Origin of the sequence: Pedobacter sp. MR22-3, assembly GCF_026240075.1 — a bacterium.
Taxonomy (GTDB): domain Bacteria; phylum Bacteroidota; class Bacteroidia; order Sphingobacteriales; family Sphingobacteriaceae; genus Pedobacter.
Map to the genome: position 1 here is coordinate 457,215 of NZ_JAPIVF010000003.1, position 15,027 is coordinate 472,241.

Sequence of the window (15,027 nt, forward strand, 5' to 3'; positions counted from 1 at the left end):
GATAGGTCATTTTTAAATTGTTTTAAAATGTATAAGTCAGCCAAAGGACATCATCTTCAATTTGTTTTACATTTTTAAGCTTCATCAGGCTAGCTGCATTTTCTTTTATTTTTGGATCAATCTCAAAAACGGATGATGTTTCCAGGCCACCATCAGCAATGGGCAGCAACAACTGGTGAAATTCATCAATCAGGCCGGCCTGAAGAAAGCTTCCGTTAATGCGCGCACCGCCTTCCAGCATCAGTTTTTCAATTCCGAACAATTTACGCAGTTTCTTTAAGGCTAATGTTAAATCTATTTCATCTTTTCCGGCGAAAATATAAGACACGCCAATTTCCTGAAGGTGGGCAAGGTAACCGTCTTTTACCTTTTCGGTTAAAATGGTAATGACATGATCGCCCTGTAGTGTGGCTTCCTTCCAGCCTAACCTGGCATGCCCGTCAAGGGCAATGGCAAACCTGCCTGAAGCATCATGCTTACCGGTAAAATCAATTCGGTCTACAGCTGAATGCGTACGCTTTATAATCGGTTTTTCGAAATCTGTAAAATCCTTTTCCATGGTTGTTCTGCCTACTATCCAGGCTTTAATTCCGATTTCTTCATGGATGTGTTCGAATTTCCCTCTCAGGGTTTCCATTTTTTTACCATTACCCCATTTTTCACCTAAAATCTTGCCATCAACAGAAGTCATCATGAGGCAAATTACATATGGTCGTTCATTTTTCATCTTGCATTAACTGATATAAAAAGCTAACAAAAATTAACCGGGCTTGTTTGGCGCGCTGGCTTTACGCTCTAAAGCATCAGCATGTATGGAATAGCGCTCTTCCGAATCTCAACATGATCGATCTGCTGTAGTATCTATTATACTGATTACTGTAATATGAATTTCAACTTCATTATAACTTCATAAATCTGTAGTTATTTCGTATCAGTATTAATTGAATGGGGTATACTAATTTACAGCATGGAACTGCAAACTGCACAGCAGTCATCTTGAATGAATCAATCCCAGATTAATCAGATAGAAAAAATCAGATAACTATTCACAAAAAACAAAATGAAAAGAAATGTCATGTTCCTCGCTTTAAGCGTTTTGCTTTATGTAACAGGATGTACATCAAAAAAAGAAGAGAAAGAAGAAGAGGTTACTTATGCGGTTACGACGCCGTTAACGATCGATACTTCATACACCAAAGAGTATGTTTCTCAAATTAAATCGGTAAGAAACATCGAAATCCACGGACAAGAAAAGGGCTATTTGCAAAACATTTATGTAGATGAAGGTCAGCATGTAAATGCCGGACAGGTTTTATTTAAAATTATGCCCAGAATGGCACAGGCTGAATTGCTAAAAGCACAAGCTGAAACTAAAGCGGCAGAAATTGAACTGGAAAATACAAAATTGCTTTCAGACAAAAATGTAGTGTCGAAAAATGAGCTGGCGATGGCGAAGGCTAAATTACAATCGGCCAATGCCGAAACTGCGATGGCTAAAATGCACCTTGCTTTTACGGAAATCAGGGCACCTTTCGCTGGGACAATCGATCGTATTCCTTTTAAACTGGGAAGTCTGGTTGATGAGGGTGCGTTATTAACCAGCTTATCAGACAATAGCCAGGTTTTTGCCTACTTCAACGTTTCAGAACCTGAATATTTAACCTACCAGAGTACGGTTAAAGCAAAGGGTGGACAGGAAGTTGGTTTATTGCTGGCCAATAACGAAGTACTTAAATCAAAAGGAAAAGTAGAGGTGATTGAAAGTGAATTTAATAATGAGACCGGAAACATTGCTTTCAGGGCGCGCTTCAATAATCCGGATAACTTGTTAAGAAACGGAGAAACCGGTAAAATCCAGATGGTGGTTCCATTAAAAAAGGCATTGGTTATTCCGCAAAAAGCTACTTATGAGATCCAGGATAAAACCTACGTATTCGTTGTTGGAAACGATAACAGGGTACATTCAAGAGAAATTACAATCGTAACCGAAATACCAGATTTATACATTGTAGGTACTGATTTAAAAGAAGGCGATAAAATTTTGCTTGAAGGCATTCAGAAGGTAAAAGACGGCGACAAAATCAAATACAAGCTATCTAATCCGAAGGATGTCATTAACCAGTTAAGACTTGCTGCAGAGTAATCACCCTTTAATCTTCATATTATGTTCGGTAAATTTATACAGAGGCCCGTCCTCTCTATCGTAATATCGCTAATTATTGTGTTTCTGGGTGTTTTGGCCATCACAGGTCTGCCCGTAACCCAATTTCCAACGATATCACCTCCTAAAGTTAACATCACGGCTGAGTATCCGGGTGCAAACAACGAGTTATTAGTTAAATCAGTTATCATTCCCTTAGAGCGTGCCTTAAATGGTGTACCAGGAATGAAATATATTGCTTCAAATGCCGGTAACGATGGTGAAGCCAGTGTACAGGTGGTTTTCAATCTGGGAACTGATCCTAATCAGGCTTCATTAAACGTACAAAACCGTGTGGCTGCGGTGAACAACAAGCTCCCGCCTTTGGTCATTCGCGAAGGGGTAAAAATCAGTAGGGAAGAGCCTAACATGTTGATGTATATCAACTTGTATAGTAACGACCCAAAAATGAATCAGAACTTCCTGTATAACTTTGCCGATATCAATTTACTTTCGGAATTGAAAAGGGTAGACGGGGTAGGTTTTGCAGATATCCTGGGAGACAGGGATTATGCCATGCGGATCTGGTTAAAGCCAGACAGGATGCAGACCTATAAAATCTCTCCGGATGAAGTCATGGATGCTTTGGGTAAACAAAGTTTGGAAGCATCGCCGGGTAAAACAGGTGAAAGTTCTGGTCAGCGTTCTGAAGCTTTTGAATACGTGTTAAAATATTCAGGCCGTTTTACCACACCTGAGCAATATGGCAATATCATTTTAAGGGCCAATCCCAATGGTGAAATGTTGCGCTTAAAAGATGTGGCTGATATCAGTTTCAGTTCTTCATTCTACAACCTTTACTCAACTTTAAATGGAAAATCTTCTGCAGCTATTGTATTAAAACAATCGTACGGAAGTAACGCCACGCAGGTAATTAAAGATGTAAAAGCCAAGATGGCTGAAATTAAAGCCACATCCTTTCCAAAAGGTCTGGATTATGAAATCAGTTATGACGTTTCTAAATTTTTGGATGCCTCTATTGAGAAGGTAGTGCACACACTGGTAGAAGCGTTTATCCTGGTGGGTTTAGTGGTCTTCTTGTTCCTTGGTGACTGGAGGTCTACACTAATTCCGGCGATTGCTGTTCCGGTATCTTTAATTGGTACGTTTGTGTTCATGCAGTTCTTTGGCATCACTTTAAACCTGATTACACTTTTTGCTTTGGTCATGGCGATTGGTGTGGTTGTGGATGATGCGATTGTGGTAATTGAAGCGGTACACGCCAAGCTGGAGCATGATCCGAAGTTATCTGTTTTGAAGGCCACACAAATGGCCATGAAAGAAATCAGCGGCGCCATTATTGCCATTACGTTTTTGATGGCGGCAGTGTTTATTCCGGTAACCTTTATGTCTGGTCCGGTGGGTATTTTTTACCGGCAGTTCTCCATCACGATGGCTACAGCGATTATCTTATCGGGTGTGGTGGCATTAACTTTAACGCCGGCCCTATGTGCAATGATGTTGAAAAATAATCATGGTGTTGCTAAAAAGAAAACGATTGTTGATAAATTACTGGATGGCTTTAACAATGGCTTTTACAAACTAACTGGCCGATATGAAAATGTCTTAAGTAAGGTCGTAGGCAGGCGGTTATTTACCTTTGGCGTATTGGCCGTATTTTGTGTGGGCATTTATTTTATCAGTAACAGTGTGCCATCAGGCTTTATTCCGAATGAAGATCAGGGGATGGTTTATGCCATTCTTCAGATGCCTCCGGGTTCAACCTTAGAGCGTACCAATCAGGCTGCAGAAAAACTGCAAAAAATGTCTGAAAGTGTGGAAGGCGTAAAATCAGTTTCTTCATTGGCAGGTTATGAGGTTTTATCAGAAGGTACGGGATCAAATACAGGTACCTGTTTAATCAACCTTAAAGATTGGAGCGAACGTAAAAATTCAGCAACTGATGTTATTAAAGTGCTTGAAGAAAAAGCCAAAGATATTCCTGGGGCCACAGTTGAGTTTTTCCAACCACCAGCAGTACCGGGGTATGGCGCAGCGGGTGGTTTTGAGTGTCGTTTGCTGGATATGGCCGGAAGTGGCGATTACAAAAAACTGGAAACAGTAGGTAACGATTTTGTAAGGGAACTGAATAAACGGAAAGAACTGGCTTCGGTATTTACTTTCTTCAGTGCAAGTTTCCCTCAGTACATGCTGAACATTGATAATGATCTGGCACAGCAAAAAGGGGTGAGTATTGATAATGCCATGAATACCTTATCTACTTATGTGGGTAGTGATTATGAAACCAGTTTCATTAAATATGACCGTCCGTATAAAGTAGTGGTTCAGGCTTCGCCACAATACAGGGCCTTACCTGAAGATGTTTTGAAACTTTATGTGAAAAACAATAAAGATGAAATGGTGCCTTTTTCTGCCTTTATGACGATGAAAAAAGTATATGGCCCATCTGAAATTACACGCCATAATATGCACAATGCCGCAGAGATCAGTGGTCAGGCAGCACCGGGATACAGCTCCGGACAAGCGATTGAGGCGATTAAAGAAGTGGCACAGAAAACTTTACCACGTGGTTATGCCATTGACTGGGCAGGTATTTCAAAAGATGAGGTATCCCGTGGAAATGAAGCCATTTATATTTTCTTAATCTGTCTGGGTTTCGTGTATCTGGTATTGGCCGCACAGTATGAAAGCTTTATTCTGCCATTGGCGGTTATCCTATCGCTTCCTACCGGTATTTTTGGGGCATTTTTATTCGTCAAACTGTTTGGCTTAGAAAATAACATCTATGCACAGGTGGCGATGGTGATGCTGATTGGATTGCTGGGGAAAAATGCCGTGTTGATTGTGGAGTTTGCCATGCACCGGCATAGTCAGGGGGTGACCATTATCAAGGCTGCAATGGAAGGTGCTGCCATCAGGTTCAGGCCTATCTTAATGACATCCTTTGCTTTCGTGGCTGGTTTAATTCCGCTTACCATAGCCACCGGACCAGGAAGAATCGGGAACCGGACAATTGGTACAGCCGCTGCCGGCGGGATGATATTCGGTACCGTTTTAGGCGTATTGATCATCCCGGGTTTGTTTTACATTTTTGGTACAATAGCAACCAAACGTAAGCTGATCAATATTGAAGAAGGACATCCGTTAACTGAAGAAATTGAAGACAATGTTTAAAAATAGCATTTATAAAAGCCTCGGTTTAGCTGTAATATGTGCAGCTTATACCGCCTGTAAATTACCGGAGGTGGCGCAACGTGCTGAAAATAAAAACGTACCTGAGGGTTTTAGCGACTCAAAGGATACCGTAAACAGTGCAAGCATCCAATGGAAAACATTTTTTACAGATCCTAATCTGGTTAGCCTCATTGATACTGCTTTGAAAAATAACCAGGAATTAAATATCACTTTACAGGATATTGAAATTGCCAGAAATGATATCAAAGCCAAAAAAGGTGACCTTTTACCAACAGTAGGTTATGGTGTTGGTGCCGGACTGGAAAAAGTGGGCCGGTACACCAGCCCCGGTGCCGGCGATGCCTCAACAGATATTACGCCGGGAAAACGTGTTCCTGAAGTACTGCCTGATTATAAATTTGGACTACAGGCCAACTGGGAGGCAGATATCTGGCATAAATTGCGGAATGCAAAGCAATCTGCGGTGAATCATTACCTGTCAACCATTGCAGGAAAGAATTTTGTGGTCACGAACCTGGTGGCTGAGGTAGCCAATTCCTATTATGAATTACTGGCACTGGATAACCAGCTGGATATTGTAAAACAAAATATTAAAATTCAAAGTGATGCCCTGGAACTCATGAAGATTCAGAAAGAGGCTACCAGGGTTACTGAACTTGCGGTAAGGAAATTCCAGGCTGAGGTTTTAAGCTCTAAGAGCATGCAATTTGATATTCAGCAAGATATAACAGAGACAGAGAACAAAATTAATTTTCTGCTGGGCCGGTATCCGCAACCCATCATCAGGGATAGCAAAAGTTTTACAGACCTGGTTCCAACAACGGTACAATCTGGTATTCCATCGCAATTATTGGCGAACCGCCCTGATATTAAACAGGCCGAACTGGAACTGGCTGCGGCAAAATTAGATGTGAAAGTGGCGAAGGCACAATTCTATCCTTCGCTAAGCATCTCTGCAACATTAGGTTATCAGGCCTTTAACCCAAGCTATTTATTAAGAACACCAGAATCTTTAATTTACTCCCTTGCCGGAGATTTAGCGGGTCCGCTGATTAATAAAAATGCGATAAAAGCAGAATATCTTACCGCAAATGCGAAACAGTTGCAGGCCGTGTTCGATTATGAGAAAACCATATTGAATGGCTATATTGAAGTGGCGAATCAGATGTCGAATATCAATAATCTGCAAAAAAGTTATGATTTAAAAAATCAGCAGGTAAAGGCACTTACCGAATCGATTGATATTTCCAATGCTTTATTCAGATCGGCCCGTGCAGATTATTTCGAAGTATTAATGACGCAGCGCGATGCCCTGCAATCCAAACTGGAATTAATCGAAACCAAAAAACAACAGCTTAATGCCGTGGTAAATATTTACCACGCGCTAGGTGGCGGATGGAATTAACCCGTTTTTTTAATTTTTAGCAAAATCAGGCGGCTTCCGGATATTTCCGGAGGCCGTTTGTGTTTTGAATGCACTGGTTTTAACCGGATGGATGCTTCCAATGTAAACGGTGATCACTGCACTGCGCAACATGATCAACATTTTACCCGAATAACGGCTATCCGACACCATGAACACATCAATCACCGGATTTTCTTAAACGATTTAGCCTGTTGGGTTTGGTTTTCTTTCGGTTTGAGGGGTGTTGTGGTGAAATCGAAAAAAAGCGAAACTTTTTTTGAATAATTATTTTGAAATTGAGGTTTATCCTTTAGTTTTGTATGGCTAACCAAATATATTTTATGAGTAATTTATCTCATCCGAAACCGGTTAAAAACTCCGATAGGATAGGATCTGACCATAAGCATCTTAAAGAATCCTATGTGCCGGCTTCAAAACGTAAATTTGAAGGATGGCCGATCTTGTGGATATTATTGATCCTCTTATTAACTTTGATGATTTTATGGTATACAGGCAAGGCTGCCGCAATCATGGAATGGATTGAAAAGAAATAAAAACGGGTTAAAGCGCTATAGGTCTGGAAATAATCAGGAAGGTCAGGTGGAAAAAACTTGTTGAGAGCGCTGATTTATTTTTTTGAGATTGTACCTAGAATTTTTCGTCGTCGCTTGGAATCTGTTCAGCAGAAAAATAGCAATATAACATGAGGGCGAATGATCCGACGTAGAAGGCTGCTGTGATTAATAGGAATGTGCTCATAATACTAGATGTTTGTTGGTTAGGTTATTTTTACATTAAGTTTTTGTGAATTGTTTATTAAACATAGAAATAAAAAAGAAATAAGTCAATAGTGTTGAAAAATATTTTATTTTATTTTTATGTTTCATTAAAGAGCATCAAACAAGATTGATTAATTCATGCCGAAAAGCTAAAAAACCAAGAAAAAGATGGCTAAAATAAATCCCTATTTAAATTTCAATGGCAATACAGAAGCCGCATTTAATTTTTATAAATCCGTTTTCGGCGGGGAGTTCCTGGTTGTTCAGCGATTCAAAGATGCGCCTGGCTGCGAAGGCATGCCGCAGGATCATCTGGAAAAAATCATGCATATCGCACTACCCGTCGGAGGGAGCATCATCATGGGCACTGATGTTCTGCCACCCATGCCACCGGCCACGTATGGCAGCGGGATTTCGATTTCTGTAGATGCTGAAAGTGAAGCAGAAGCCCGTCGGGTTTTTGAAAGCTTATCTGCCGGTGGCGAAATTACCATGCCTTTGGAAAAAATGTTCTGGGGTGCACTTTTTGGGATGCTAACTGATCCATACGGGATACAATGGATGGTTAATTACGATGTGCCGCAGAAATAAAAGCACAGGCAGTGAAAATCTACCGGAATTTTTATAATTTAATATTTTTTAAACCTATAAAAATCAAATTATTATGAAAATTGCAGCCATTGTTGTCCGTTTATTATTGGCGGCCATGTATCTTTTTGCATCGGTTCCTTATTTCCTGAAAATAATGCCCGGAGAAATGCCGGCCATGACCGCCGACCAAACCACTTTCATGACCGGCGTCACGGCATCCGTTTACCTCATGCCCCTGATTAAGGGAACAGAACTGGTTTCAGGTATTTTATTGCTGATCGGACGTACTGCACCACTAGGCGCACTGCTCATCTTTCCGGTTACCTTAAATATTTTTCTTTATCATGCCTTCCTGGGCCCTCAACAATTGCCTATGGTGGCGGCGATGCTGATTTTGAATGTGTTCCTTTTCTATGCCTACAGACAAAAATACCTGCCTATTGTTACCGGGTAAATGTTCGGAAACATGCATTATTTTGCTTAATTATTTGGATACAAAAGTCAATTCACTATCTTTAAAAACTAACTATAAATAAAAATATGAGAAAGCTTCCCTTGTTAATGCTACTGTTTGTAGCCACGTCATTTTCAGTATTTGCGCAGAATAAAGATGCAATTGTTGGTAAATGGCTTAATCCATCCGGCGAAGGACAAATCGAGATCTATAAAAAAGGTGATAAATACTTCGGCAAATTAGCCTGGATTAAAGAACCTAATATTAATGGAAAGCCAAAACTGGATGTTAAAAATCCAAATGCAGCTTTACAAAAAAGGCCATTATTAAATGTTGAGCTGTTAAAAGATTTTGTTTACGATGACGGGAAATGGACAGACGGTACCATTTATGATCCTAAAAGTGGCAAAACCTATAGCTGTAACATGAGCATGAAAGGAAATGATGTGTTAAATGTGAGGGGCTATGTCGGCATATCGCTATTGGGCAGATCTGAAACTTTTAAGCGGGTTAAATAATAACAATGAAAAAACTGATATGGTGCCTTTTAATGGCACCTTTTTTTTGCACTGCGCAGTCGTTTAGCCTAAAGCCTTTAAATGAAAATACCAACACCAGCTTACGTGGTTTAAGTGTGGTATCTGATCAGGTAATATGGGCCAGCGGTAGCAATGGTGCTGTAGGGAAAACTGAAGACGGTGGCTTAACCTGGCAGTGGGTCAAACCAAAGGGGTATGAAAAACTGGATTTCAGGGATATAGAAGCTTTTGACCGTCAGCATGCCATCCTTGTAAATGCCGGATCACCTGCCTATGTGCTTAAAACCGATGATGGTGGAGCCACCTGGAGTGTGCATTATAAAAATATTGATTCAGCCATTTTTTTAGATGGATTGGGTTTCTGGAACCGCAACAGCGGGATGATTTTTGGCGATCCTATTCACGGTAAAATGCCTTTGTTAAAAACAACGGATGCAGGAAAAACATGGAAAGATGTCTCGTCCAGCATGAAACAGCACCTGGCGGAAGGGGAGGCCGGTTTTGCCGCAAGCGGAACCACCATTAAAACGCTCGCGGGCGGAAAGGTATGGATTGCCACAGGTGGATCTGTTTCCCATATTTATTATTCTGCAGATTACGGCAAAAACTGGAATATTTATCAATGCCCGATCTGGCAGGGAGAAAACACCACAGGCCCGTTTTCGATTGATTTTTTTGATGCTCAAAATGGCGTTGTGGTGGGTGGAAACTATGTGAAGGATAAAGCCAATGACAATAATGTTTTAATCACTGCTGACGGGGGAAAAACCTGGAACAAACCCATCACACCTGTTTCAGGTTTTCGGTCTGGTGTCACTTACCTGAATAAACAGGTGCTGGTGGCTACCGGAACATCCGGAACAGATATCTCTACCGATAGTGGACAAAACTGGAAACATCTGTCAGACCACAGTTTTAATGCCGTGCAAAAATCAGCAAAGGGAAACCGGATCATCCTCGCTGGTGAAAAAGGCAATATTTATGAACTGATCCTCAGCAGGTAATTGATTTGATACCAATTGTAACAGTTGTTTGCCAACCGGGTCTAAGCCTTAATCACCTGCATTTTTAAAATTGTTGTTTATTCATACAAATCAGAATATTTTATTTTCTTTGTTAACTCAATACTTAATTATATATAACGTTCTATGGATTTTTTGCACACTGTTTTAGGTGATGACATTCAGGCTGCCCTGCTTATTATTTTAAATTTAATTGTAATTGAAAGCCTTCTGTCAGTCGATAATGCGGCGGTTTTAGCTACAATGGTGATGGATCTTCCAAAAGATCAACGGGATAAGGCACTGAAATATGGTATTATAGGGGCTTATGTTTTCCGTGGAATCTGTTTATTCCTGGCGGCCTGGCTGGTGAAAATCTGGTGGCTAAAACCACTGGGTGGCCTTTACCTCATTTACCTTGCTTTTGATTATTTCTGGAAAAAGAATGCCAAAAAGAATGAAGCGGAAGAAGAAGTGGATAAAAGCAAAAGCTGGATTTATAAATCTACAGTGGGTTTGGTTGGTACCTTTTGGGCTACGGTAGCCTTGGTAGAAGTAATGGACCTGGCTTTCTCCATCGATAACGTTTTTGCTGCAGTGGCCTTTACCGATAATATTTACCTGATTTACATTGGCGTGTTTGTGGGGATTTTAGCCATGCGTTTCGTTGCCCAGGCATTTGTTAAACTCATGGAGAAATTTACTTTTTTAGAAACGGTTGCTTTCATTGTAATCGGTGTCCTGGGAATTAAGTTAACCTCCTCTCTATTCACGCATTTCAATCCGCAATCTCCTGTTTCTCATGCTATAGAAGGCGAAAAAACAGATTTATTTGTTTCCATATTTACCGTAGCCATCTTTATTTTACCGGTACTGTTATCGCTTTTGTTTAATTTTCCTAAAAAAACCAAAAATGACCTCGAGGTAGCGGATAAAGCTGAAGACGTTTTAGAACAGTCATAAAACATTCTCAGCCGCGTGTCTGTTAAGGTGTTACATATTATAACTCTTAAAGCTACGTTACAGGTATGGTCATGAATTTACAATTATAGCTACAGGAAAACATATTGGGAATGCGCATTTATAAACATTACTCTTTTGATCTCTGGTTAACCTTAATTAAGTCTAACCCTGCTTTTAAACTGGAGCGGACACGCTATTTCCATCAACATCTTAATTCCAGGCATAAAAGTTTGGATGAAGTGGGACTGGTATTCAGACAGGTAGATTTAATGGTGAATGCCATCAATGAAAAAACCGGTAAAAATGTTGATGCCGATGAAATGTACCTGATGGTGATCAGCATCATCAATGACTACGATTTTAACTTTCATGATCTTGATCTGGAAGCACTATACCAGCAAATGGAAGTACTGCTGCTTCATCACATGCCCTTAATTTATTGTAACCGTTGCCTGGACGTTTTATCGGCAATTAAAGGTCATGGTGAGACTTCCACCAATATTTTAAGCAATACGGGATTCATAAAAGGCCATACCCTCCGAAAGGTGATCACTCATTTGGGAATTGATGAATTTATCGATTTTCAGCTTTATTCTGATGAAGTGAGGATGTCTAAACCCAACAGTGGTTTTTTTCAGCTGATGATTGACACGATCGACCGGGAAAGACATCCGGATTTGACTTTACATGACATCATCCATGTGGGTGACAATCCTTTGGCCGATATCCGTGGCGCGCAGCAAATGGGCATAAACAGCATGCTGATCCATTCTAACAACCTATCTATCTCCAATCTACTCTCATGATTCCATATACCTACTCCCTTCATAAAATAGATAATACTGCCGATTTTGGCTTCGATCCGAATGATTACAGCCGCTTTAAATTCGGCGATGACCTGGTGGCCCGTTCTTTTGGTAAAGACCTGGCCGATGGCTTTATCAGGTATTACCTGGCCGATAACCGGATAGCCGACCAGATTGTGGTGATTTCCAGTCCTTACAGTTTTATTCCTACGGCAACTTTTGCGATGAAAAATTATTTTGTATCGCAACTGAACCGCTGGCTGGTGGAAAACGGCGGACTTACCGTGCAGGAAGCAAAAGTGCACCGTACCATTACCTATAAGGAGGATTACGGTGAACTGAGTGCCGAAGAACGCATGAATTTGATCGGTAATGATACTTTTCACATCGACAGGGATTTTCTGGAAGGAAAAACCTTATTGTTCCTCGATGATATTAAAATCACCGGAAGCCATGAACGCATGATTTTAAAAATGGCCAAAGCATACGGTTTAAAAAATGAAATCCATATGCTTTATTTTGCAGAATTGGTTAACCCTCAGATTCATCCCAACGTAGAGAATTTTCTGAATTACCATCAGGTAAAATCAATTTTCGACCTGGAAAAAATCATCAGCAACGGTTATTTTTGTTTCAATACCCGGATTGTGAAATATATCTTAAATGCCGAATACCAAAGCTTTTCGATATTTTTAGAGCGTATGGATCACGATTTTATTCACCAGCTGTACGATCTGGCTTTAGGCAACAGCTACCATTTAATGGAGGCTTATGCTGATAATTTACAACTCATTAAAAGTTACATTAAAGACAATACTTATAAATTAATATAATATGGCTATCAACTTGCAAAAGGGGCAGAGAGAAAATATCGATGCGCCGAAATTTACAATAGGTTTAGGTTGGGATACCAACAATTCATCAACAGGGTCTGCCTTTGATTTGGATGCTTCAATTTTTATTTTAAACGACCAGAAGAAATTAATCTCTGACGAGAATTTTGTTTTCTACAATAACCTGGTTTCACCAGACGGCGCAGTAGAACACACCGGCGATAATTTAACCGGCGATGGTGATGGAGATGACGAACAAATTAAGGTAGATTTAACCCGGATAGACCCGAAAGTGAGCGAAATTTGTGTGGTGGTGACCATTCATGATGCGGAGAACAGAAGACAGAACTTTGGTCAGGTGCGGAATTCATTTGTGCGCATTTTTGATGCCGTTACCAATGAAGTGATTTTGAAATATGAACTGGAAGAAGATTTTTCTATTGAAACCGCTGTAGAATTCGGTCGGATTTATAAGCGTGAAGGCAAATGGAAATTTGAAGCCGTAGGAGTGGGTATGAAAGGTGGTTTACAGGATTATTTAAACAAATATCAATAATATTATGGCAATCAATCTGCAAAAAGGACAACGCATCAGCCTGGAAAAAAGCAACGGGAGCAAATTGCAAAACGTGTGTGTAGGCATTAACTGGGGCGCGATAGAGAAAAAGGGATTATTTGGTTTTGGCTCATCAAAAGAAGCAGTGGATTTAGATGCCAGCTGTGCCTTGTACAGTGAAAACAAGCAACTGCTGGAAGTGGTTTATTTTGGTAACCTGAAATCAAAAAACGGATCTGTTAAGCACAGTGGCGATGATTTAACCGGAGATATGGGCGGTGATGACGGGCTGGACAATGAAATTATCACACTCGACTTCTCGAAGCTGGATGCCAATGTGGCCTATGTAGCTTTTGTTTTAAACAGCTTCAGGGGGCATGATTTCGGAACCATTCCTTTTGCCTCTATCCGGATTTACGAAGGTACAACCAAACAGGTAACAGAAGTTTTCGCCAAGTATGACATTGCCAACGGATCCAACTTTGCCGGCCATGTATCTATGGTGATGGGTGTTTTCTATAAGAAGAACAACGAATGGAAATTTAATGCCATTGGAGAGCCTACAAAAGATAAGAAACTGGAAGATACGGTGAAAACGGTGACTCAAAATTATTTATAAGCTAAAGCTTAAAAAAAATTAAACTATGGAAACCAACCCAAACACTATTCCGGAGCTCACCCCGGTAAAACTGGATAAAGACGGAAATGTAAATCTTGAAAAAATATCCCCTCAGGAAACCGAAAAATATGCAGCACTGGGCAAGTCGCTGGAACCCTCCGATGTGAATTCAATTTTAAATTACGGCAGCGATGCCCAGAATTCGATGGAGAAATACAGTAATGATTTTTTATCATCGGTAAGGACCTACAACAGTGGCGAAGTGGGTGGCTTAATTAATGAATTGCTTTCCGAACTGAATTATATTGATATTTCTGAGCTGGAGCAGAGCGGCTTTAAAAGTTTTATTTCCAGGATTCCTTTTCTGAAATCGCTGGTGGTAGATGTTAAAAAGCTCTTCCAGAAGTATGATGTGGTGGTGAATAACATCGATAAGATCACCAATAAAATTAAGGCTGGCCGATTAAATTCCATTAAGGATAACAGTTCCCTTCAAACCATGTTTGATAGCAATGTGGGCTACATTCACCAAATGGAAGAGTTGATTATTGCTGGACAGCTGAAATATAATGAACTGTCGTTAAAACTGGCTGAAATGGAAGGCCGGCCGGCAGACTATCAGGATTATGAAATTGCGGATTTAAGAGACTTTATCAGCCGGTTGGATAAAAGACTGGCCGATATGAAGATCGTACGGTTCATCATGCTGCAATCCCTGGCCCAGATCCGTGTGGTACAGAATAACAATACCTCTATTGCAGAAAAAGCACAGTCTATTGTTTCTACCACCATCCCCGTATGGAAAAACCAGCTCACCATTGCGGTTGCCTTACAAAGACAAAAGGCCAATGTAGAGATGCAGAAGAAAATTTCGGATACTACCAATACCATTTTGCAGAAGAATGCAGAGATGCTGAAACAAAACAGCATTGATGTAGCTAAGGAGAATGAGAAAACTGTGGTATCTTTGGAGACCCTTAAAATAACGACAGCATCGTTAATCAGTACCCTGAATGAGGTCAAACAAATTCATGAAGCAGGGGCACAAAGCAGAAAAGTGCTGGATGGTGAGTTGAAAACTTTAGAAGCAGAGCTGAAAAAGAACGTAACGAGGGTGAGTTAAAT

16 protein-coding genes are annotated in these 15,027 nt (G+C 40.4%); 14 read left to right on the forward strand and 2 right to left on the reverse strand.

Going from position 1 to position 15,027, the window contains the following annotated elements:
* Positions 1 to 22 precede the first annotated feature (22 nt).
* Entirely contained in the window at positions 23 to 727 is a 705-nt protein-coding gene (locus OQ267_RS08905) for a RibD family protein (RefSeq protein ID WP_265835612.1), read from the reverse strand.
* A gap of 333 nt (positions 728 to 1,060) precedes the next feature.
* Between OQ267_RS08905 and OQ267_RS08910 the strand changes: the two genes are divergently transcribed.
* The 3 genes from OQ267_RS08910 to OQ267_RS08920 are packed head-to-tail and all read left to right on the forward strand — an operon-like array spanning position 1,061 to position 6,761.
* Positions 1,061 to 2,143 carry an efflux RND transporter periplasmic adaptor subunit gene (locus tag OQ267_RS08910; RefSeq protein ID WP_265818511.1) on the forward strand — a complete coding sequence of 361 codons (1,083 nt, stop codon included), beginning with the start codon at positions 1,061 to 1,063 and terminating at the stop codon, positions 2,141 to 2,143.
* A gap of 21 nt (positions 2,144 to 2,164) precedes the next feature.
* On the forward strand, positions 2,165 to 5,335 hold the full coding sequence (locus tag OQ267_RS08915; protein ID WP_088302814.1) for an efflux RND transporter permease subunit: 3,171 nt from the start codon (positions 2,165 to 2,167) through the stop codon (positions 5,333 to 5,335).
* On the forward strand, positions 5,328 to 6,761 hold the full coding sequence (locus OQ267_RS08920; RefSeq protein WP_265835613.1) for a TolC family protein: 1,434 nt from the start codon (positions 5,328 to 5,330) through the stop codon (positions 6,759 to 6,761). The genes OQ267_RS08915 and OQ267_RS08920 overlap by 8 nt, the downstream gene beginning before the upstream one ends.
* Before the next feature lie 9 nt (positions 6,762 to 6,770).
* Here OQ267_RS08920 and OQ267_RS08925 read toward each other — a convergent pair whose 3' ends face one another.
* A complete protein-coding gene (locus tag OQ267_RS08925; RefSeq protein WP_265835614.1) occupies positions 6,771 to 6,893 on the reverse strand; it encodes a hypothetical protein in 123 nt (40 codons plus the stop codon).
* Between the two features lie 209 nt (positions 6,894 to 7,102).
* Between OQ267_RS08925 and OQ267_RS08930 the strand changes: the two genes are divergently transcribed.
* From OQ267_RS08930 to OQ267_RS08980, 11 genes are all read left to right on the forward strand, one after another.
* On the forward strand, positions 7,103 to 7,315 hold the full coding sequence (locus OQ267_RS08930; RefSeq protein WP_088302817.1) for a hypothetical protein: 213 nt from the start codon (positions 7,103 to 7,105) through the stop codon (positions 7,313 to 7,315).
* A 393-nt stretch (positions 7,316 to 7,708) separates the two neighbouring features.
* Positions 7,709 to 8,131, forward strand: coding sequence for a VOC family protein (locus OQ267_RS08935; RefSeq protein ID WP_265835615.1), 423 nt, complete (start codon positions 7,709 to 7,711; stop codon positions 8,129 to 8,131).
* Positions 8,132 to 8,204: 73 nt separating this feature from the next.
* Positions 8,205 to 8,585: a DoxX family membrane protein gene (locus tag OQ267_RS08940; RefSeq protein WP_265835616.1), complete on the forward strand. Its 381-nt coding sequence runs from the start codon at positions 8,205 to 8,207 to the stop codon at positions 8,583 to 8,585.
* An 86-nt stretch (positions 8,586 to 8,671) separates the two neighbouring features.
* A complete protein-coding gene (locus OQ267_RS08945; RefSeq protein WP_088302820.1) occupies positions 8,672 to 9,103 on the forward strand; it encodes a DUF2147 domain-containing protein in 432 nt (143 codons plus the stop codon).
* A 5-nt stretch (positions 9,104 to 9,108) separates the two neighbouring features.
* Positions 9,109 to 10,128 (forward strand): WD40/YVTN/BNR-like repeat-containing protein, encoded by a 1,020-nt coding sequence (locus tag OQ267_RS08950; protein ID WP_265835617.1) that lies wholly within the window; start codon positions 9,109 to 9,111, stop codon positions 10,126 to 10,128.
* Positions 10,129 to 10,272: 144 nt separating this feature from the next.
* Entirely contained in the window at positions 10,273 to 11,088 is an 816-nt protein-coding gene (locus OQ267_RS08955; protein ID WP_265835618.1) for a TerC family protein, read from the forward strand.
* Between the two features lie 110 nt (positions 11,089 to 11,198).
* On the forward strand, positions 11,199 to 11,894 hold the full coding sequence (locus OQ267_RS08960; RefSeq protein ID WP_265835619.1) for an HAD family hydrolase: 696 nt from the start codon (positions 11,199 to 11,201) through the stop codon (positions 11,892 to 11,894).
* Positions 11,891 to 12,727 (forward strand): phosphoribosyltransferase family protein, encoded by an 837-nt coding sequence (locus OQ267_RS08965; RefSeq protein ID WP_265835620.1) that lies wholly within the window; start codon positions 11,891 to 11,893, stop codon positions 12,725 to 12,727. The genes OQ267_RS08960 and OQ267_RS08965 overlap by 4 nt, the downstream gene beginning before the upstream one ends.
* A 1-nt stretch (position 12,728) precedes the next feature.
* Positions 12,729 to 13,283, forward strand: a complete 555-nt coding sequence (locus tag OQ267_RS08970; protein WP_088302825.1) for a TerD family protein — start codon at positions 12,729 to 12,731, stop codon at positions 13,281 to 13,283.
* Between the two features lie 4 nt (positions 13,284 to 13,287).
* Positions 13,288 to 13,902 (forward strand): TerD family protein, encoded by a 615-nt coding sequence (locus OQ267_RS08975; RefSeq protein ID WP_265835621.1) that lies wholly within the window; start codon positions 13,288 to 13,290, stop codon positions 13,900 to 13,902.
* Positions 13,903 to 13,927: 25 nt separating this feature from the next.
* Positions 13,928 to 15,025, forward strand: a complete 1,098-nt coding sequence (locus tag OQ267_RS08980; protein WP_088302827.1) for a toxic anion resistance protein — start codon at positions 13,928 to 13,930, stop codon at positions 15,023 to 15,025.
* Positions 15,026 to 15,027 lie beyond the last annotated feature (2 nt).

Excerpts from the sequence above, each read along its gene's own strand:
- OQ267_RS08905 (WP_265835612.1), bottom strand. The coding sequence starts at position 727 with ATGAAAAATGAACGACCATATGTAATTTGCCTCATGATGACTTCTGTT.
- OQ267_RS08910 (WP_265818511.1), top strand. The coding sequence starts at position 1,061 with ATGAAAAGAAATGTCATGTTCCTCGCTTTAAGCGTTTTGCTTTATGTA.
- OQ267_RS08915 (WP_088302814.1), top strand. The coding sequence starts at position 2,165 with ATGTTCGGTAAATTTATACAGAGGCCCGTCCTCTCTATCGTAATATCG.
- OQ267_RS08920 (WP_265835613.1), top strand. The coding sequence starts at position 5,328 with ATGTTTAAAAATAGCATTTATAAAAGCCTCGGTTTAGCTGTAATATGT.
- OQ267_RS08925 (WP_265835614.1), bottom strand. The coding sequence starts at position 6,893 with ATGTTGCGCAGTGCAGTGATCACCGTTTACATTGGAAGCATCCATCCG.
- OQ267_RS08930 (WP_088302817.1), top strand. The coding sequence starts at position 7,103 with ATGAGTAATTTATCTCATCCGAAACCGGTTAAAAACTCCGATAGGATA.
- OQ267_RS08935 (WP_265835615.1), top strand. The coding sequence starts at position 7,709 with ATGGCTAAAATAAATCCCTATTTAAATTTCAATGGCAATACAGAAGCC.
- OQ267_RS08940 (WP_265835616.1), top strand. The coding sequence starts at position 8,205 with ATGAAAATTGCAGCCATTGTTGTCCGTTTATTATTGGCGGCCATGTAT.
- OQ267_RS08945 (WP_088302820.1), top strand. The coding sequence starts at position 8,672 with ATGAGAAAGCTTCCCTTGTTAATGCTACTGTTTGTAGCCACGTCATTT.
- OQ267_RS08950 (WP_265835617.1), top strand. The coding sequence starts at position 9,109 with ATGAAAAAACTGATATGGTGCCTTTTAATGGCACCTTTTTTTTGCACT.
- OQ267_RS08955 (WP_265835618.1), top strand. The coding sequence starts at position 10,273 with ATGGATTTTTTGCACACTGTTTTAGGTGATGACATTCAGGCTGCCCTG.
- OQ267_RS08960 (WP_265835619.1), top strand. The coding sequence starts at position 11,199 with ATGCGCATTTATAAACATTACTCTTTTGATCTCTGGTTAACCTTAATT.
- OQ267_RS08965 (WP_265835620.1), top strand. The coding sequence starts at position 11,891 with ATGATTCCATATACCTACTCCCTTCATAAAATAGATAATACTGCCGAT.
- OQ267_RS08970 (WP_088302825.1), top strand. The coding sequence starts at position 12,729 with ATGGCTATCAACTTGCAAAAGGGGCAGAGAGAAAATATCGATGCGCCG.
- OQ267_RS08975 (WP_265835621.1), top strand. The coding sequence starts at position 13,288 with ATGGCAATCAATCTGCAAAAAGGACAACGCATCAGCCTGGAAAAAAGC.
- OQ267_RS08980 (WP_088302827.1), top strand. The coding sequence starts at position 13,928 with ATGGAAACCAACCCAAACACTATTCCGGAGCTCACCCCGGTAAAACTG.